Origin of the sequence: Paenibacillus sp. 1011MAR3C5, from assembly GCF_003591485.1 — a bacterium.
GTDB lineage: Bacteria > Bacillota > Bacilli > Paenibacillales > Paenibacillaceae > Pristimantibacillus.
In genome coordinates, this window is the sequence record NZ_QZCF01000002.1 from 450,885 (window position 1) to 467,903 (window position 17,019).

Consider the following 17,019-nt stretch of genomic DNA (forward strand, 5'->3'; position numbering starts at 1 on the left):
AATGAAAACTTTGACGGAAATTATCGTGCCGCAGCTAGCGGAATCGCTTGTGAACGCCACGATTGACAAGTGGCTGAAGCAGCCGGGAGATTGGGTGGATATCTATGAGCCCATCTGCGAAATATTAACCGATAAAGTAAATGCGGAGCTTCCTTCCACAGTGTCAGGCAAGCTGGTTAAAATATTGGTAGGCAGCGGCGAGACGGTACCTGTCGGAACACCGGTCTGCATCATCGAGACAGAAGCGGCGGGAGATACCGCCGAGCCTTCGGGACAGATGGCAACTAACGTGCCTGCGGCAACCGCAGCAGGACAGGTAGCCATGGCGACCGAAGAAGATGCGCCGATGCGCAACCGGTTCTCTCCTGCAGTGCAGCAGTTGGCCGCCGAGCATGGCATTCGTTTGAGTGAACTTACGGGAACAGGGCTTGGCGGGCGCATTACGCGCAAAGACGTGCTTGCGTATGTTGCTTCGGGCGCTCATGCATCATCGAGTCCGCAGGCGGCTTCTTCCGCCTCTGCATCTATTGATCCGAAAGCGCAGGTGCGTTCCTCCGGCATCCATTTGTCCGAGACGCCGCGTATTCCGAAGATCGAGATCGAAAGCAGCACGCCAGGACGCGGTGAGACCTTCATCGATGTGACGCCGATCCGCAATACAATCGCTCGCAATATGCGACAAAGCGTTAGTGAAATTCCGCATGCCTGGACAATGATTGAGGTTGATGTGACGAATCTGGTCGTCCTGCGGAACAAACTGAAGGATGAGTTCATGAAGCGCGAAGGCATCAACTTGACGTATCTGGCGTTCCTGCTGAAAGCCGTTGTCAATGCGATCAAGGATTATCCGATTATGAACTCCACTTGGGCTGTGGATAAAATTATCGTAAAACGCGATATCAACATCTCACTTGCCGTCGGCACGGAAGATTCAGTATTGACGCCGGTCATCAAAAACGCCGACCACAAAAACGTCGCAGGACTGGCGAAGGAAATCGAAGAGCTGGCCCGCAAGACACGCGAAGGCAAGCTGACGCTGTCGGATATGCAGGGCGGTACGTTCACTGTAAACAATACAGGCTCATTCGGCTCCATCTTGTCCTATCCAATTATTAACTATCCGCAAGCCGCGATCCTTACGTTTGAATCCATCGTGAAACGTCCGGTCGTCATTAATGATATGATTGCGGTACGTTCAATGGCGAATCTGTGCTTGTCGCTGGACCATCGTATTTTGGACGGAGTCATTTGCGGCAGATTTCTGCAGCGGGTGAAGGACAATCTGGAAAGCTTCACGCTCGACAGCAAACTGTATTAAGAAATGGGGTAACCATCATGAAGGAAACAGAACGATATACTGATTCCAGACCGGTGGCTGCCGGATACATCGGGACAGTCCCCTATGCGGACGCATGGGAGCTGCAAAAGGCATATGTGAAGGAGATTGACCGGGAGGAGCGTCTGGAGACGCTGCTCCTTCTTCAGCATCCGCCTACTTATACGATGGGTTCCGACCGCCATCCCGAGCATTTGCTGCTGGATGAGGACGAGCTGAAGGAGAGGGGCATCTCGCTGTTTGAGATCGATCGCGGCGGCGACATTACATACCACGGCCCCGGGCAACTGGTCGGTTATCCGCTGCTTTATCTGGAGGCGGTCGGACTGGATCTGCATGCCTATCTGAGAAGCTTGGAGCAGGTCATTATCGATTGGCTCGGAAAATATGGTATAGAAGCGGGGCGTAAGCCGGAATATACAGGTGTATGGGTCAAGGATGAAAAGATTGCAGCGATCGGCGTGAAATTTAATAAAGCCCGTCGTAGGAGGGGCTTTATTACGAGCCATGGCTTTGCGCTCAATATAAAGTCAGGCATCGCTTCGGAAGGATTCGCCGGTATTGTGCCATGCGGCATTCAGCAATACGGCGTGACCTCCTTTAACGATCTGACGGGATTGGATATGACGGTGGAGGCTGCGGCTGCTGAATTGCTGCCATACTTCCTAAAACAATTTGGACTCCAATTGTCCGAGAAAGCATTAACCAAGGAATAACGAGCCGACACCGGCAAATAAAGTAGTAACAACAAGCGCGGCAACGACGACGATGGCGACGATACGAATCATTTTTTGCTGACGCATAAGACAGTTCTCCTTTCTGAATAAAAATAACAACTAGTTACACTATATTCTATTGTAAACGATAGAGATGGACGGAGGAAACAGAATGATTAAAAAAGATCGTTTGGTTCAAGAATTTATGGAGCTTGTGCAGGTGGACAGCGAGACGAAGCATGAGGCTGAAATCAGCAAAGTGCTGAAGGAGAAATTTGCGGCGCTAGGCTTGACTCTTACAGAGGACGATGCAGCTGCCAAAACAGGGCACGGAGCGAACAACTTGTTCGCCATGCTGGAGAGCGCGAACGGCGGGGATGCGAATGCGCCTACGATTTTCTTCACAAGCCATATGGATACCGTAACACCTGGCAACGGCATTAAGCCGCAGCTGGATGCGGACGGTTATATTCGCAGTGACGGTACTACCATTCTGGGTGCAGATGACAAAGCGGGACTGGCTGCCATGTTCGAAGCGATCCGCGTATTGAAGGAGCAAGGGATTCCCCATGGCCGCATTCAATTTGTCATTACAGTCGGCGAAGAGTCGGGACTGCTGGGCGCCCGTGCATTGGACGCTTCCAAGCTGGAAGCCAAATTCGGGTATGCGCTGGATTCCAATGGCGCTATCGGAGAGATTGCCGTAGCTGCGCCCACACAAGCGAAAGTGACGATCAAGCTGTTCGGGAAGTCGGCACATGCCGGCGTTAATCCGGAGGATGGCATCAGTGCGATTCAGGTGGCGGCGAAGGCGATCGCCCGCATGCCGCTGGGACGAATCGATTCCGAGACGACGGCTAACATTGGCAAATTCGAGGGCGGCGGCGCAACGAATATCGTATGCGACTATGTGAAGCTGGATGCAGAAGCGAGAAGCCTTGTACAACCGAAGCTGGACGCGCAGCTGGCGGCGATGAAGGAAGCGGTCGAAAGCGCAGCGAAGGAATACGGAGCTCGTGCCGAATTCGAAAGCGACATTATTTATCCGGCGTATCTCTATCAAGACGGGGATGCGGTGGTGGAGCTGGCGAAAAAAGCGATCGTAGCGATTGGCGCCACGCCAAAAACATTCCATTCAGGCGGCGGCAGCGATGCCAACATCTTCAACGGCTTGGGCGTACCGACGGTCAATCTTGCAGTGGGATATGAATATATTCATACGACCAAAGAACAGATCAAAGCAGACGATCTGGCGAAGACGGCCGAACTGGTTGTCGAAATCATTAAACAAGCCGGAGTCGTCAAATAAGTTTTTAGCGGAATCAGCATTTATTGGCTAAGGGCGGCGGGAGCCTCCGAGCGTCACTTTAATAGGCGGAAGCTCATTCGTGAACCGAGACAAAAGCCTAGCGTCTCCTGCCGCAGTGAGCTTCCTTAAGTGATGGCGAATCTCCCAGCCCTTGCCGATCAGCCTTAATTGATTCGATGTAATATATTGTTTCATCTTCCATCGCTCCTACCTTATGATTTTGATATTGGATAGGTATGCGCAAGGGGGACAAGTTATGCCTGCCCGGCAGGCGCAGCTACAGGAGGTGTCCGGTATGGAAACAGGGAATAATAAGCCGATCTGGCGTGAAGAAACGATACATACGGAGCCAATCTTCCAGGGTAAAGTCATTACTTTGCAGGTGGATACAGTCGCTTTGCCTGACGGTAAGCAGGCAAAGCGCGAGATTGTGCGGCATCCGGGCGCTTCAGCGGTCATGGGCCTGGTGGACGGCAAGCTGCTGGTTGTCGATCAGTACAGGAAACCGATGGACAAGTTCCAAATCGAGATTCCGGCCGGCAAGCTTGACGCCGGTGAAGATCCGATGGAAGCGGCAGCGCGCGAGTTGGAGGAGGAGACCGGCTTCCGGGCCAAGGAGCTGAAGCTTGTTAGCGCCTTCTACACCTCGCCCGGATTTGCGGACGAAAAGCTGTATCTGTATTTCTCGGATCAACTGGAGACAGGCGAGCAGCGCCTCGACGAGGATGAAGATTTGCGGGTAGAGGCGATTACGGTGGAACAGGCCGATGCTTATATAGCCGAAGGACGCATCAGCGATGCCAAGACGATATTGGCCGTTTATGCATGGAAGCTCTATTTGGCTACAGGTGCATTCTAGTTGTTATACGTCATAAGTGCCCCCTTGCTTACATAGAATGAAAAGGACAACCTCCCCCATAGGGAGAACTGTTCGTACACATTCTGAGGTAAGCAAGGGGGCTTTGCGTTGTGAGGGCTCATTTTAATCTCTATTTGTTCGTAGCGGTATTGTTCGCTGTAGGGGGCATATTCGGAGCACTGCTCGTCAATGCCCTGACGCTGGAGCAGCAGCAGGAGCTGGCGTCGGAAGTGGGGCATTATGTACAGAGCATGCAGATCGGACTCGGCGCTACGGCCGAAGATATATTTTGGGAGCGGTTTTTCTTTCATCTGAAATGGCTGATGCTCATCTGGCTGCTCGGCGTGACGGTGATCGGTATACCGGGCATTCTGGTGCTGAATTTTTTAAAAGGCGCGCTGATCGGTTTTTCGATCGGAATTCTCATTCAGCAATATGAATGGAAAGGCATTTTTTTCTCTTTTGTCACGTTGGCTCCGCAAAACGCCATTGCTGTACCCGCCTTGATGATTACTAGCGCAGCTTCCATCTCATTCGGCGTCTACATGGTGAAGAACCGACTGCTGCAGCAATCGGGGACGCTTCTGCCTCAATTGGGCGCACTGACATCGACCGCAATGCTTATGCTGCTTTTGTTCGCCGGCGCAGCCTTGGTGGAAGCCTTTATTTCGCCGGCTGTCATCGGTTGGGCGGCTCCCTATCTTTCGCCTCGTAACGGCATGGTTTGACACCATTTTGTTTGACTTTCCCTGCGGTTAGCCCCTATAATGAAAGGAAACGTTTCTTGTATGAGGCGCGGACATGTGGTAGGGGGGAGATCATGGAAGCCCGGATTGAGAAGATCAAACAACAATTGCAGTCGCAGGGTTATAAGCTGACCCCGCAGCGTGAAGCTACCGTTCGCGTGCTGCTGGAGAATGAAGAAGACCATCTGAGCGCGGAAGAAGTGTTCATGCTGGTGAAGGATAAAGCCCCCGAGATTGGCCTTGCAACCGTGTACCGGACACTCGAGCTTCTGAGCGAGATGCATGTCGTCGAGAAGATGAACTTCGGAGATGGTGTGGCAAGATACGATCTTCGTACGGATAGCAATAAGCATCACCATCATCATCTCATCTGCGTGCAGTGCGGGACGATGGAGGAGATTAAGGAAGACTGGCTGCTGCCGCTGGAAGAGAGGCTGGAACAGGAATATGGTTTCTTCGTAGTAGACCATAGACTGGACTTCCAAGGCGTCTGTGTGCGCTGCAGAGAGAAAAACGATCATTCAAGCCCATCATAACGGCTATGCGATCCATCCACCGGATGTAGAGAGCAGAGCCGTTTTGCCGTTCATAGGAGAGACTTGCGGGATTCCGTTCCGGCACCAGCCGGCATACACATAATTTAAGCCAATGCTGGATAAGGTACGCTTAGTGACAATCCATTAGGAGGCGTGGCAGATGATTGTAGGAATTCCGAAGGAAATCAAGCAAAGCGAATATCGGGTTGCTTTGACGCCTGCGGGGGTCACGATGCTGACGGCGGCGGGACATACCGTGGTCGTAGAGTCCGGAGCGGGAGCCGGCAGCGGCTTCGAGGACGAGGATTACGTCAGGGAAGGCGCATCTATGCGCAGTGCCGCGTCCGAAATATGGGCGGAAGCAGACATGATTATGAAGGTGAAGGAACCGCTGCCTTCGGAATACGGTTATTTTCGAAAAGGGCTGCTATTGTTCACATACTTGCATCTGGCTGCTGTGCCGGAGCTGGTGAAGGCGCTGGTGGAGAGCGGCGTCACGGGCATTGCCTATGAGACGATCCAGCTGGATAACGGGAGTCTTCCGCTGCTGACGCCGATGAGTGAGGTGGCCGGACGAATGGCTGTTCAGGTTGGCGCTCAGTTTCTTGAAGCCTTCAATGGCGGCAGGGGCGTGCTGCTGGGTGGCGTGCCTGGCGTTCCGCCGGCTGAGGTTGTTGTGATCGGCGGCGGGATTGTCGGGACGAATGCTGCGAGAATGGCGCTTGGCCTCGGTGCCAATGTCGTCGTGATTGAGCGGAGCGCCGAAAGAATGCGCTATATAGATGAAGTGTTCGAGGGAAGAATCCGTACATTAATGTCTAGCCCGTTCCATATTGCGGAGGCGGTAAGCCACGCGGATCTGGTCATCGGCGCAGTGCTTATTCCGGGAGCCAGAGCGCCGCATCTGGTGACAGAGGCGATGGTGGAGCGGATGAAGAAAGGGGCCGTTATTGTAGACGTCGCCGTCGATCAAGGCGGTTCTATCGCTACGGTGGATCGTCCGACGACTCATAATGACCCGGTCTATGTGAAGCATGGCGTCGTGCATTATGCGGTCGCCAACATTCCAGGCGCCGTCCCACGCACGTCGACCTTTGCGCTTACCAATGTGACGATGCCGTACGCGCTTGAGCTTGCGACGAATGGACTGGCGGCCGTACGGAAGAGTCTCCCGCTGCAGCGCGGTGTCAATACGTATGCGGGCATGGTGACGAATGAGGCGGTAGCCACAGCGACGGGTTATACCTACACCCCCATTGTGAAGGCTCTGGAGAGCATCGCATACGACTCGCTGGAGCCTTAGCGCTCCAACTGGTCGCTAACATAATCCAGGCAGCTAGCTCATACTGTGATAGGGACAGACTATTCGCGGATGTATGAGGAGAGGAGGCTGCTTGGCATGGTATTTTCATTCCGGGGCTGGCTTAACCGGATCTGGTTCTTGCTCGTATTCGGGTTTCTGCTGTTTTTTGCCGTCGGTGGTTACCGGTGGCTGGTCGATATCGTTTCGCCTGTTCATCCTTATCAGAAGCCGAAGGGCGCTGCGATGAAGGTGTTTGTGACGGATCCGGAGTCGCCTGAGGCCGGGTATGGAGCGGACCGGCTAAGATGGTTTTATTGGTACGGGGAATAATGGCGTAAAGCCGCATGATATTCGATACAAAAGCAGGAATATAGTTGTCGAATGTTGAATCATGATGGAGGTCCATCTAGAAGTATTGGCATTATCCCCGAAAGGAAGTTGCAATTGAAAGCTCAATTGAATCTTTATATGTCTCATCTGCAGCTGGAACGAAAGCTGTCTCCCAATTCACTCGCTTCGTATGAACGGGATTTGAACCGGTTCATTCGATATGTGCAGGATGAAGGGATCGGGGAATGGGCAAGCGTCCATCGCCATCATCTGTCCAAATATATGATGCTGCTGAAGGAGCAGGGCCGGAAGGCGGCTACGATCTCCCGCCACATCGTATCGGTGCGCGCTTTCTTTCATTATTTGGCACTCAGAGGCATTATTGTGTCGGACCCGTCGATACATATGGAATCGCCGAAGCAGGAGAAGAAGCCTCCGCTTGTCCTGACTGTGGCTTCGACCAGCGCACTGCTGGAGACGCCGAATACGGCCACCGCTTCGGGCAAACGCGACAAGGCCATGCTTGAGCTGCTTTACGCAACCGGAATTCGGGTAACAGAGCTTGTATCGCTTAATGTTGAACATGTTCATTTGAATTTGGGCTATATACAGTGCATCAACCATGGCATGAAGGAGAGAATCGTGCCGTTCGGGAGCCATGCGAAGGATTCGATTAACGATTATTTGGAGTTCGGGCGCGGATGCCTCATTACCGGACGCGAACCCGATTCAGCTTTATTCCTGAACCATCTGGGCACGAGAATGACAAGGCAAGGCTTCTGGAAAATGCTCAAGAAATATTCGAGGGAAGCGGGAATCGGGGCAGAGATTACACCGCATACGCTGCGTCATTCCGTTGCCGCGCACCTGCTGGAGAACGGCGCTGACATCCGCTCGGTCCAAGAACTGCTGGGTCATGCAGACATCGCCACTACGCTGAAGTATACACAGCTTTCCAAAACAAGGCTGAAGGATGCCTACGCAGGAGCGCACCCGAGAGCGTAATGCTGTGGTCTTTGCAAGATTAAAAAGCAATACATACGAAAATTACAGTCAGAGAGCGGGGAACATAACATGAAATTTGAACGTATTGCCGTTATAGTACTAGACAGCGTCGGCATCGGTGAACTGCCCGATGCCGAGCAATTTGGAGATAAAGGCTCGCATACGCTTGGCCATATCGCGGAGCGGGTAAGCAGCCTGGAGCTGCCGCATCTGCGGCGCTGGGGACTGGACCGGATTGCCTCCATTGGAGAATGGAAGCCGGAGAGCAGCGTATCAGGCGCTTATTTCGGCAAAATGGCTGAAGTGTCTGTTGGGAAGGATACGATGACGGGTCACTGGGAGCTCATGGGGCTTAAATTGACCGTTCCATTCCAGACGTTCCCAGATGGATTCCCGCCGGAGCTGATCGGACCGTTCGAGGAGCGGACGGGACGCAAAGTCATCGGGAATAAATCAGCAAGCGGAACGGAAATATTGGATGAGCTGGGCGAAGAGCAGATGAAGACCGGCGCGTGGATCGTCTATACATCGGCAGACAGCGTGTTCCAGATCGCTGCGCATGAGGATATTATTCCGCTGGAGGAGCTGTACCGCGCTTGCGAGATCGCTCGTGAGCTGACGATGGATGATCGCTTCACGGTGGGCCGCGTCATTGCAAGGCCGTATGTAGGCGAGCCTGGCAGCTTCAAGCGCACGCCGAACCGCCACGATTATGCGGTGAAGCCGCCGCAGCCTACGGTCCTGAACGAGCTTAAGGACGGAGAATTCGATACGATTGCAATCGGCAAGATCAATGATATTTTCGATGGCGAAGGCATCTCGGAATCAACCCCGACCAAAAGCAACGCAGACGGCATCCAGCGTACATTGGATCGACTTAAGAAGCCGTTCCGCGGGCTGCTGTTCACGAATCTGGTCGACTTCGATTCGCTGTATGGACATCGCAGAGATCCGGAGGGCTATGCCCGCGCGCTGGAGGAGTTTGACCGCGCCTTGCCTGATCTTGAACGCGTCATCGGCGAAAAGGATCTGCTTGTCGTGACGGCGGACCATGGCAACGACCCTACACATCCCGGTACGGACCATACGCGTGAATACGTACCCGTGCTGCTATATAGTCCTGCGTTCAAGAATACGGGCGAATTGCCGATACGGGAGACCTTCTCGGATCTGGGTGCGACGATCGCCGATAATTTCGGCGTCCAGGCGCCGCCGAACGGGACAAGCTTCTTGAATTTACTGGAGACGAAGTAAGTTTTACTTCGTAAAACTTAAGCCTGTGCTTACGAAGTAAGTTTTACTTCGTAAAACTTAAGCCTATGCTTACGAAGTAAGTTTTACTTCGTAAAACTTTTTAGGAGGAATAAACATGAATCAATTAACAGCAGCGCATATCAAGGAAGCTGCAGCGTATATACAACAGAAAACAGGCGTAAAGCCGGAAATTGGTCTTATTATGGGCTCCGGACTTGGCGTGCTGGGCGATTACATCGAAAATGCGACAGTTATTCCTTATCATGAAATCCCTCATTTCCCAATTTCGACAGTTGAGGGACATGCGGGTGAGCTGCTGATCGGATCGCTATCGGGGCGTTCCGTTGTGCTGATGCGGGGACGCTTCCATATGTATGAGGGCTACGGTCCTGAACTGACGGCATTCCCGGTTCGCGTCATGAAGGCGCTCGGCGTACAATCCTTGCTTGTGACGAACGCAGCCGGCGGCATCAACCTGAACTTCGCATCGGGCAACCTGATGCTCATCTCGGATCATCTCAACCTGACGGGCAAAAACCCGTTGATCGGCCCGAACGATAATGAGCTTGGCGTTCGCTTCCCAGACATGTCGGAAGCCTACAGTAAGCGTCTGCGTGCCATTGCTCAGGAGATTGCAGCTAGCCAAGGCATTGAAGTTCAGGAAGGCGTATACGCAGGCTTGCTCGGTCCGACGTATGAGACTCCTGCCGAAATTCGCATGCTTCGCACATTGGGCGCGGATGCTGTCGGAATGTCGACCGTTGCCGAGGTTATAGCGGCTCGTCATTCGGGCATTGAAGTAGTCGGAATCTCCTGTATTAGCAATATGGCATCCGGAATTCTGGATCAGCCCTTGTCCCACGAGGAAGTCATGGAGACGACGGAACGTGTCAAGTCCCAGTTCTTGGGTCTGGTAACTGCATTAATTTCCAAAATGTAACTGTTTCTGTAACACAATTGTAACATTTGCCTCGACTCAATGTGACAGTTTTCCAAACGGGAATCGTCGTATAATGTCCATGATCAAAGAAAGATGGAGTGGACGAGCAATGGATAAGCAGTTACTAATGCAGCTGGAGCAGCTGCGCAATGCAATGGTTGAGACGGCAATCTCGGAGAAAAACTTGCTGCACCGCGATGTGCTGGTGCTCAGCCAATCGTTGGATGAGATCATCGTTCGGGTTCAATCCGAACGCCGACTGCTCGCCCGTACGACGTAATTGCGCCTGCTTCTAATGGAGGGAGCAGCTATGCGGGTTGTTGATGTGATACATAAGAAGCGCGATGGCGGCGAACTGACGGCCGAGGAAATCGAATTTCTCGTTAAGGGCTACAGCCGCGGCGAAATTCCCGATTACCAGATTTCGGCGTGGGCAATGGCAGTCCTGTTCCGCGGGATGACGTCTGCCGAGACAGCGGCCTTGACACTGGCTATGGCTGCTTCAGGCGATCAAGTGGATTTGTCGCCGATTCATGGTATTAAAGCAGATAAGCACAGCACAGGCGGCGTTGGCGACAAAACGACATTGATAATCGGGCCGCTCGTGGCGTCCGCCGGCGTTCCGGTTGCGAAGATGTCGGGGCGCGGCCTTGGACATACAGGCGGTACGATCGATAAACTGGAAGCGATCGAGGGCTTTCATACAGAGCTTTCACGGGAGGACTTTATCCGTCAGGTGAATGATATCGGCTTGTCTGTTATCGGACAGAGCGGCAATCTTGCGCCTGCAGACAAGAAGCTGTATGCGCTTAGAGATGTGACGGGTACGGTAGAATCTATTCCTCTAATTGCCAGCTCCGTCATGAGCAAGAAGATTGCGGCGGGCGCAGACGCCATCGTGCTGGATGTGAAGACAGGCAGCGGCGCTTTCATGAAGACGGTGGAGGATGCCGAGAAGCTGGCGAACGCAATGGTGGCCATTGGCTCGGAAGTAGGCAGGCAGACGGCAGCGGTCATCAGCGATATGGATCAGCCGCTTGGCTTTGCCATCGGCAACGCACTAGAAGTGGATGAGGCGCTGGCTACGCTTAAAGGACAAGGGCCGGGCGATCTGACTGAGCTGTGCCTGGCGCTTGGGGCGCATATGGTCGTACTTGGCGGCAAGGCTTCAACCTTTGAGGAAGCGAAGGAACTGCTGCGTGGAAAGCTGGCGAGCGGCGAAGCACTGGCTAAGTTCCGGGCTTTCATTGAAGCTCAGGGTGGTGATGGACGTATAACCGATCAACCGGAGCTTCTGCCTAGGGCACCATATACGATAGAAGTGCAAGCCCGGCAGTCCGGATATGTCAGCGCCATCGAAGCAGAGCAGCTTGGCCTTGCAGCCATGATGCTGGGAGCCGGGCGTGAGACAAAGGATTCGGTTATCGATTATGCCGTAGGCCTTACGCTCCGGAAGAAGGTAGGCGATGAAGTCAAGGAAAACGATACGCTTGCGGTTCTGCATGTGCGTGACAAGAATGATGCGGCTAATCAAGTGAGCGAACGCGTGCTCGGAGCCTATCGGATTGAGAAGGAGAAGCCGGAACTGCGCCCTTTGCTTCTTTCGGTCGTTACTTCAGAGGGCATTACACGTTTCTAGAACGGAGGCATGCTGCTGCGGTATAGCAGCAGCATGCGAAATAAGAGTAGACAGCCGGTCCGTCTCGGCATATAATGGAATTAATCATAGCTTAGCAGAGTGGTCGGAGAAAATGGAGAACCCTTTTGCAGAGTGAGCACCTATTCGGTGCGTGCTCTTTGCAGAAGGGTTTTTTGCATTTCCGGACGGTCCCTGCAATATGACTGGGAGCTACCAAGGAGGAATGCACGATGAAAACCCTATTCTCGGCAAGGGAGCGCGAGCGTTATCTGGATCAGATGGCCGGGGAAGAGCTGGACCTGCTGGTCATCGGCGGAGGTATTACCGGAGCCGGCATTGCTTGGGATGCAAGCGTAAGGGGGATAAGGACAGGCTTGCTGGAGATGAACGATGTCGCATCGGGCACTAGCAGCCGTTCGACCAAACTAATACATGGCGGACTTCGTTACTTGAAGCAAGGCGAGGTTAATCTCGTCAGGGAAGTCGGCTCTGAGCGAGCGCTGCTGCATAAGAGTGCTCCGCATCTTGTCGATCCGATCCCGATGCTGCTGCCGATTTATAAGAAGGGGACATACGGCTATCTCGCCAGCGCCGTTGGCTTGTATATATACGACTGGCTTGCAGGTGTAAAGAGAAGCGAGAGGCGCAAAATGTACAAGAGAGAACGGACGATAGAGCTGGAGCCGCTATTCAAGACGGAGGGGCTGAAGGGCTCAGGCTACTATTATGAATACCGGACAGACGACGCGCGGCTGACGGTGGAAGTGATGAAGAGCGCCAGGTCCCGGGGCGCGCTTATCGCCAATCATGCGAAGGTGGAGCAATTCATCTACCGAAGAGGCAAAGCGGCGGGGGTCAAAGCTTTTGATCTGGCGACCGGAAAGAGCTATGAGATTTTTGCCAAAAAAATCGTAAATGCGGCGGGACCTTGGGTGGATGAAGTGAGGAAGCGGGATAACTCGCTGCATGGCAAAAGGCTGCTCCTCACAAAAGGCGTCCATCTGGTCGTCGACTATGACAAGCTGCCGATCCGGCAAGCGGCGTACTTCGACGTCCCGGGAGGACGGATGATCTTCGTCATCCCGCGCGGCGGCAAGTCGTATATCGGCACGACTGATACGATATACAAAGGCGGACTCGAAGAACCAGGAATCACAGAGGAAGATATCGATTATCTGGTTGGGGCTGTCAACGCGGCGTTCCCAAGCGTCCGGCTGAAGAAGCGGGATGTAGAGACGGGCTGGTCAGGGCTTCGTCCGTTATTGTGGGAGGAAGGCAAGAGCCCTTCCGAGGTATCGCGCAAGGATGAGATCATCCTGTCGGATTCCGGCCTTATTACCATTGCCGGCGGCAAGCTGACCGGCTTCCGCAAGATGGCGGAGAAGGTCGTGGATTTGGCTGCGAAACAGCTGCAGGATGAGAATGGCAATATCTATCCGCCGTGCACCACCGATAAGGAACCGATCAGCGGAGGGGCTGGTCCGGGTACAAGCTATGAACAAGCCATCGATTCCGCTATGAGGCTTGGCGGGGATATGGGGCTTACAAGGGCGGAAGTTGCTGATCTGGCCAGCCGGTATGGCGCGAATACGTTGGGCGTATTGCAGGCGGCCCAAAGCGCGGAGGGTTACTCGGCGAAGAAAGACCAGCTCCTCTACGGTGAAATTCTCTATTGCATCGATTATGAGCTGACGCTGAACGCTGTAGATTTTCTGCTGCGGCGTACAGGCTGGCTGCTCTTTGATCGGAAGCGGGCGGACCTTACGCGTGATGCTGTAGTCGACATAATGGCTGCTATCCTGAGCTGGAGCGAACCTGAAGTGCGCAGGCAGCATATGCTCATCGAAGACCAGATTAAGGAAGTATGGAGGAGTCGTGCATGAGAAGTCTTCATCAATATTCGGCCTATATCTTTGACCTGGACGGAACCATCTACCTCGGCAGCGACCCTATCGAAGGGGCGGTGGAGACGATCAAGCGGCTGCAGTCGCTCGGCAAGAAGCTGCTGTTTCTGACGAACAAAACGATCGATTCGCGCGAGGCTTATTTGCGCAAGCTGAACGGCTTTGGCCTTTCGATCACGCTGGACGAAATATTGAATCCGGCGTTGGTTACCATTCATTACTTGAAGCGCCATCATCCTGGCGATAAGGCTTATGTCATCGGAGAAGATATATTAAAAGACGAACTGAAAGACAATGGAATCGCCTTCGCGGATTCGCCTGATGAGACGGGGGTTGTCGTCATATCGTGGGATCGGAACTTCCATTACGACCACTTGGATTTTGCCTATCAAGCCATCAAGCGCGGCGCCAGCGTCATTGCCACCCATCCCGACCGCACATGTCCGATGCCTGGAGGCGAGATCCCGGATTGCGGGGCGATGATCGGCGCGATTGAAGGCGCATCCGGCATTAAGGTGGAGGTTGTTATGGGCAAGCCATCGTCGCTTACGACCGAGACGGCGCTGGATCTGTTGAAAGTGGATGCGAAGGATTGTCTGATGACGGGCGACCGTCTGGAGACTGACATCCGAATGGGGCAGCAGGCCGGCATGGGCACCGCGCTCGTATTGACAGGCGTAACGGGAGCCGATGACTGGTTGGGCTCCGATGTGAGGCCAACATATGTGCTCCAATCGGTGTGGGAGATCGGTCAGGCCGGTTAATAGAGCTGGCAGGTTGGGCGATACGTCAAGTCACGGATAAGCGAAGTCCCATGTACGTAGAAGTGGTTGATTAATGTGAAGTAATGAAACGATGAGACGAGGGTTTGCCATGTTCGAAATTTCCTTGGATACGGACACGATGCTGCTGCGGCTTCTACTCGCTGCCCTGCTCGGAGGCATCATTGGATGGGAGAGGGAGAGACGGAGGAAGCAGGCCGGACTCAAGACGCATCTGCTCGTTGCCGTAGGAGCTGCCTTAATTATGCTCACGTCCATCTACGGCTTCGACAGCGACCTGATTAATCATCCCAATGCCAGGTTCGACCCCGCGCGGTTGTCGGCGCAAGTGGTTAGCGGCATCGGATTTCTGGGGGCGGGTGCGATATTAAGACGCTCCAATCATGTCATCTCGGGCTTGACTACAGCCGCTACGCTATGGGTTGCGGCGGCGATCGGATTAAGTGTCGGCTCAGGCTTCTACTGGCCCGCAGTCGTGACGACTGTGCTTGTCCTGCTCAGCACGCTGGTACTTAACAAGTTTGAGTCGAAGTTTCTGTTTATCAAAAAGGCGGGTACTCTGAAAATCGTCATTGATACCGGCGATAGCCCTGTGGAGATTCATCGGATTACCTCTTTGCTGGAGAAATCGAATATGTCGGTCGAGCAATTGAACGTGATGAACAGCGATGCTGACGATCAGGGAAGCACCTCCTGTACGATGGAATTCCGCGTTCACTCCTTTAATGCCAAAGGAATCAATGCGCTGTTCCAGCAGCTTTGGCAGGTAGAAGGCATCAAACAAGTGCGGATGAACTGGAGAGAACGCGAGTAAAGAAAACAATCATGAAAGCGCAAACAAAATGTCAAAATATTTCTTGTCAAATTCGTGAACCGCATGTAAAATGTACATGTACAATTGAAAATGCCGGGCGGAGATGATGAGAAGCCCTTTGCATGACGAACTGCTTTCGTATGTTTGAAAGCGTTTTAATGCAGAGGACTTCTCTCTTGTTTTTATCCGGCCAAAATGACATAGGGGGATTCCGAATGAAGAAGCTGGCATTATTGATCCTTGTATTTGCATTTATCATTTCGGCATGCAGCAATGGTGATTCATCCGGCGGCAAAGGAAGCGACGATGGGGACGGACCGGTTAAGCTCCAGTTCTTTTTCCCGGTAGCAGTCGGCGGACCGATCACAAAGCTGATTGACCAACTCGCCAAAGATTTCGAAAGAGAAAACGAAAATATTAGCGTCATGCCGATCTATGGCGGCAGCTATCAGGATACGATGACCAAGGTGGCGACAGCCGTTCAAGGCAACAACTCGCCGGATATGGCCGTGCTCCTGTCGACGGATCTGTACACGCTTCTCTCGATGAATGCGATCGAGGACCTGACGCCGCGCTTCTCGCAAGATTATTTCAGCGGATTCTACGAAGCTTTTCTTGGCAACACCAAATCGGGAGATCAAGTATGGAGCGTTCCGTTCCAACGAAGCACCATCGTCCTGTATTACAACAAAGATAAATTCCGCGAAGCAGGTCTTGACCCGGACAAGGCGCCAGCCACATGGGAAGAGCTGCGCGAGTATGCTGCCAAGCTGACGAAGACAGATGGCTCACAGTGGGGCATCGAAATTCCGAGCACCGGCTATCAATACTGGATGCTGCAAGCGCTGTCGCTTCAATCGGGCGAAAACATCATGTCGAACGACGGCAAGCAAGTGTATTTCAACAAGCCTCATGTAGAGGAGTCGCTGCAATTCTATATGGATCTGGGACAGAAGGATAAAGTGATGCCTTCCGGAACGATTGAGTGGGCGACCGTTCCTTCCGATTTCATTAGCGGGAAGACGGCGATGATGTTCCACACGACTGGCAATCTGACAAAAGTAAAGAACGAAGCCGCCTTTGACTTTGGCGTAGCGTTCCTGCCGGCCAACAAGCAGTACGGCTCCCCGACAGGCGGTGGCAATCTGTATGTGTTCAAGGATATCCCGGAGCGCAACAAGGAAGCAGCCGTTAAATTTATCGAGTTCCTGACGCAGCCGGAGAGAGTTGCACAGTGGTCGATCGATACCGGCTATGTCGGCACGACGAAGGCATCCTATGAGACGGAGGCGCTGAAACAATATGTTGCAGACTTTCCTGAGGCAGCTGTAGCGCGCGACCAACTGGAGTTCGCCGATAGTGAGCTTTCCACGTACCAGAACGGCCAAGTGACCAAGATTTTCAACGATAATATTCAAGCTGCGCTGCTCGGCACGCTAAGCGCCAAGGAAGCGCTGGCAAAATCGCAGGAGCAGGCGGATGGAATATTAAAGCCGTTCCAATCCAAATAAAATAGAGATTAGGCCAGAGACCATTGAGAGCCGCG

19 protein-coding genes are annotated in these 17,019 nt (G+C 53.2%); 17 read left to right on the plus strand and 2 right to left on the minus strand.

Going from position 1 to position 17,019, the window contains the following annotated elements:
• The first annotated feature begins 1 nt into the window (after position 1).
• Both D3P07_RS07015 and lipB read left to right on the plus strand, forming a co-directional pair.
• Positions 2–1,318, plus strand: a complete 1,317-nt coding sequence (locus D3P07_RS07015; protein ID WP_119799475.1) for a dihydrolipoamide acetyltransferase family protein — start codon at positions 2–4, stop codon at positions 1,316–1,318.
• A gap of 17 nt (positions 1,319–1,335) precedes the next feature.
• Positions 1,336–2,052, plus strand: coding sequence for a lipoyl(octanoyl) transferase LipB (lipB, locus tag D3P07_RS07020; RefSeq protein ID WP_119799476.1), 717 nt, complete (start codon positions 1,336–1,338; stop codon positions 2,050–2,052).
• Here lipB and prli42 read toward each other — a convergent pair.
• A complete protein-coding gene (gene prli42, locus D3P07_RS26890) occupies positions 2,038–2,139 on the minus strand; it encodes a stressosome-associated protein Prli42 (RefSeq protein ID WP_165867512.1) in 102 nt (33 codons plus the stop codon). The two genes, lipB and prli42, sit on opposite strands and share 15 nt — an antisense overlap.
• A gap of 85 nt (positions 2,140–2,224) precedes the next feature.
• On the opposite strand from prli42, the gene D3P07_RS07025 reads away from it, so the two are divergent.
• Positions 2,225–3,361, plus strand: a complete 1,137-nt coding sequence (locus D3P07_RS07025; protein ID WP_119799477.1) for a M20/M25/M40 family metallo-hydrolase — start codon at positions 2,225–2,227, stop codon at positions 3,359–3,361.
• A gap of 27 nt (positions 3,362–3,388) precedes the next feature.
• Here D3P07_RS07025 and mciZ read toward each other — a convergent pair whose 3' ends face one another.
• Entirely contained in the window at positions 3,389–3,556 is a 168-nt protein-coding gene (gene mciZ, locus D3P07_RS27855) for a Z-ring formation inhibitor MciZ (RefSeq protein ID WP_119799478.1), read from the minus strand.
• Positions 3,557–3,656: 100 nt separating this feature from the next.
• Between mciZ and D3P07_RS07035 the strand changes: the two genes are divergently transcribed.
• The 14 genes from D3P07_RS07035 (at position 3,657) to D3P07_RS07100 (ending at position 16,984) form a co-directional block, all read left to right on the plus strand.
• A complete protein-coding gene (locus D3P07_RS07035) occupies positions 3,657–4,220 on the plus strand; it encodes an NUDIX domain-containing protein (RefSeq protein ID WP_119799998.1) in 564 nt (187 codons plus the stop codon).
• A gap of 110 nt (positions 4,221–4,330) precedes the next feature.
• Positions 4,331–4,948, plus strand: coding sequence for a stage II sporulation protein M (gene spoIIM, locus D3P07_RS07040; protein WP_119799479.1), 618 nt, complete (start codon positions 4,331–4,333; stop codon positions 4,946–4,948).
• Between the two features lie 92 nt (positions 4,949–5,040).
• The gene (gene fur, locus D3P07_RS07045; protein ID WP_119799480.1) at positions 5,041–5,502 is read left to right on the plus strand and encodes a ferric iron uptake transcriptional regulator; all 462 of its coding nucleotides are present in this window, start codon (positions 5,041–5,043) and stop codon (positions 5,500–5,502) included.
• Positions 5,503–5,662: 160 nt separating this feature from the next.
• The gene (ald, locus tag D3P07_RS07050; protein ID WP_119799481.1) at positions 5,663–6,805 is read left to right on the plus strand and encodes an alanine dehydrogenase; all 1,143 of its coding nucleotides are present in this window, start codon (positions 5,663–5,665) and stop codon (positions 6,803–6,805) included.
• Between the two features lie 96 nt (positions 6,806–6,901).
• Positions 6,902–7,135 (plus strand): DUF4227 family protein, encoded by a 234-nt coding sequence (locus D3P07_RS07055; RefSeq protein WP_119799482.1) that lies wholly within the window; start codon positions 6,902–6,904, stop codon positions 7,133–7,135.
• Between the two features lie 114 nt (positions 7,136–7,249).
• Positions 7,250–8,140 (plus strand): site-specific tyrosine recombinase XerD, encoded by an 891-nt coding sequence (gene xerD, locus D3P07_RS07060; RefSeq protein ID WP_119799483.1) that lies wholly within the window; start codon positions 7,250–7,252, stop codon positions 8,138–8,140.
• Positions 8,141–8,209: 69 nt separating this feature from the next.
• Positions 8,210–9,394 (plus strand): phosphopentomutase, encoded by a 1,185-nt coding sequence (gene deoB, locus D3P07_RS07065; protein ID WP_119799484.1) that lies wholly within the window; start codon positions 8,210–8,212, stop codon positions 9,392–9,394.
• Positions 9,395–9,509: 115 nt separating this feature from the next.
• Positions 9,510–10,334: a purine-nucleoside phosphorylase gene (locus tag D3P07_RS07070; RefSeq protein ID WP_119799485.1), complete on the plus strand. Its 825-nt coding sequence runs from the start codon at positions 9,510–9,512 to the stop codon at positions 10,332–10,334.
• A 109-nt stretch (positions 10,335–10,443) separates the two neighbouring features.
• Complete coding sequence (locus tag D3P07_RS07075; RefSeq protein WP_119799486.1) at positions 10,444–10,614, plus strand: aspartyl-phosphate phosphatase Spo0E family protein; 171 nt, start codon at positions 10,444–10,446, stop codon at positions 10,612–10,614.
• Positions 10,615–10,644: 30 nt separating this feature from the next.
• Positions 10,645–11,973 carry a pyrimidine-nucleoside phosphorylase gene (locus D3P07_RS07080; RefSeq protein ID WP_119799487.1) on the plus strand — a complete coding sequence of 443 codons (1,329 nt, stop codon included), beginning with the start codon at positions 10,645–10,647 and terminating at the stop codon, positions 11,971–11,973.
• A 230-nt stretch (positions 11,974–12,203) separates the two neighbouring features.
• Positions 12,204–13,856: a glycerol-3-phosphate dehydrogenase/oxidase gene (locus D3P07_RS07085; protein ID WP_119799488.1), complete on the plus strand. Its 1,653-nt coding sequence runs from the start codon at positions 12,204–12,206 to the stop codon at positions 13,854–13,856.
• Positions 13,853–14,641, plus strand: coding sequence for an HAD-IIA family hydrolase (locus D3P07_RS07090; protein ID WP_119799489.1), 789 nt, complete (start codon positions 13,853–13,855; stop codon positions 14,639–14,641). Before D3P07_RS07085 ends, D3P07_RS07090 begins: the two co-directional genes overlap by 4 nt.
• Before the next feature lie 109 nt (positions 14,642–14,750).
• Positions 14,751–15,473, plus strand: a complete 723-nt coding sequence (locus tag D3P07_RS07095) for an MgtC/SapB family protein (RefSeq protein ID WP_119799490.1) — start codon at positions 14,751–14,753, stop codon at positions 15,471–15,473.
• A 215-nt stretch (positions 15,474–15,688) separates the two neighbouring features.
• Positions 15,689–16,984: an ABC transporter substrate-binding protein gene (locus D3P07_RS07100; protein ID WP_119799491.1), complete on the plus strand. Its 1,296-nt coding sequence runs from the start codon at positions 15,689–15,691 to the stop codon at positions 16,982–16,984.
• The last annotated feature ends 35 nt before the right edge of the window (positions 16,985–17,019 follow it).

Excerpts from the sequence above, each read along its gene's own strand:
- D3P07_RS07015 (WP_119799475.1), top strand. The coding sequence starts at position 2 with ATGAAAACTTTGACGGAAATTATCGTGCCGCAGCTAGCGGAATCGCTT.
- lipB (WP_119799476.1), top strand. The coding sequence starts at position 1,336 with ATGAAGGAAACAGAACGATATACTGATTCCAGACCGGTGGCTGCCGGA.
- prli42 (WP_165867512.1), bottom strand. The coding sequence starts at position 2,139 with ATGCGTCAGCAAAAAATGATTCGTATCGTCGCCATCGTCGTCGTTGCC.
- D3P07_RS07025 (WP_119799477.1), top strand. The coding sequence starts at position 2,225 with ATGATTAAAAAAGATCGTTTGGTTCAAGAATTTATGGAGCTTGTGCAG.
- mciZ (WP_119799478.1), bottom strand. The coding sequence starts at position 3,556 with ATGAAACAATATATTACATCGAATCAATTAAGGCTGATCGGCAAGGGC.
- D3P07_RS07035 (WP_119799998.1), top strand. The coding sequence starts at position 3,657 with ATGGAAACAGGGAATAATAAGCCGATCTGGCGTGAAGAAACGATACAT.
- fur (WP_119799480.1), top strand. The coding sequence starts at position 5,041 with ATGGAAGCCCGGATTGAGAAGATCAAACAACAATTGCAGTCGCAGGGT.
- ald (WP_119799481.1), top strand. The coding sequence starts at position 5,663 with ATGATTGTAGGAATTCCGAAGGAAATCAAGCAAAGCGAATATCGGGTT.
- D3P07_RS07055 (WP_119799482.1), top strand. The coding sequence starts at position 6,902 with ATGGTATTTTCATTCCGGGGCTGGCTTAACCGGATCTGGTTCTTGCTC.
- deoB (WP_119799484.1), top strand. The coding sequence starts at position 8,210 with ATGAAATTTGAACGTATTGCCGTTATAGTACTAGACAGCGTCGGCATC.
- D3P07_RS07070 (WP_119799485.1), top strand. The coding sequence starts at position 9,510 with ATGAATCAATTAACAGCAGCGCATATCAAGGAAGCTGCAGCGTATATA.
- D3P07_RS07075 (WP_119799486.1), top strand. The coding sequence starts at position 10,444 with ATGGATAAGCAGTTACTAATGCAGCTGGAGCAGCTGCGCAATGCAATG.
- D3P07_RS07080 (WP_119799487.1), top strand. The coding sequence starts at position 10,645 with ATGCGGGTTGTTGATGTGATACATAAGAAGCGCGATGGCGGCGAACTG.
- D3P07_RS07085 (WP_119799488.1), top strand. The coding sequence starts at position 12,204 with ATGAAAACCCTATTCTCGGCAAGGGAGCGCGAGCGTTATCTGGATCAG.
- D3P07_RS07090 (WP_119799489.1), top strand. The coding sequence starts at position 13,853 with ATGAGAAGTCTTCATCAATATTCGGCCTATATCTTTGACCTGGACGGA.
- D3P07_RS07095 (WP_119799490.1), top strand. The coding sequence starts at position 14,751 with ATGTTCGAAATTTCCTTGGATACGGACACGATGCTGCTGCGGCTTCTA.
- D3P07_RS07100 (WP_119799491.1), top strand. The coding sequence starts at position 15,689 with ATGAAGAAGCTGGCATTATTGATCCTTGTATTTGCATTTATCATTTCG.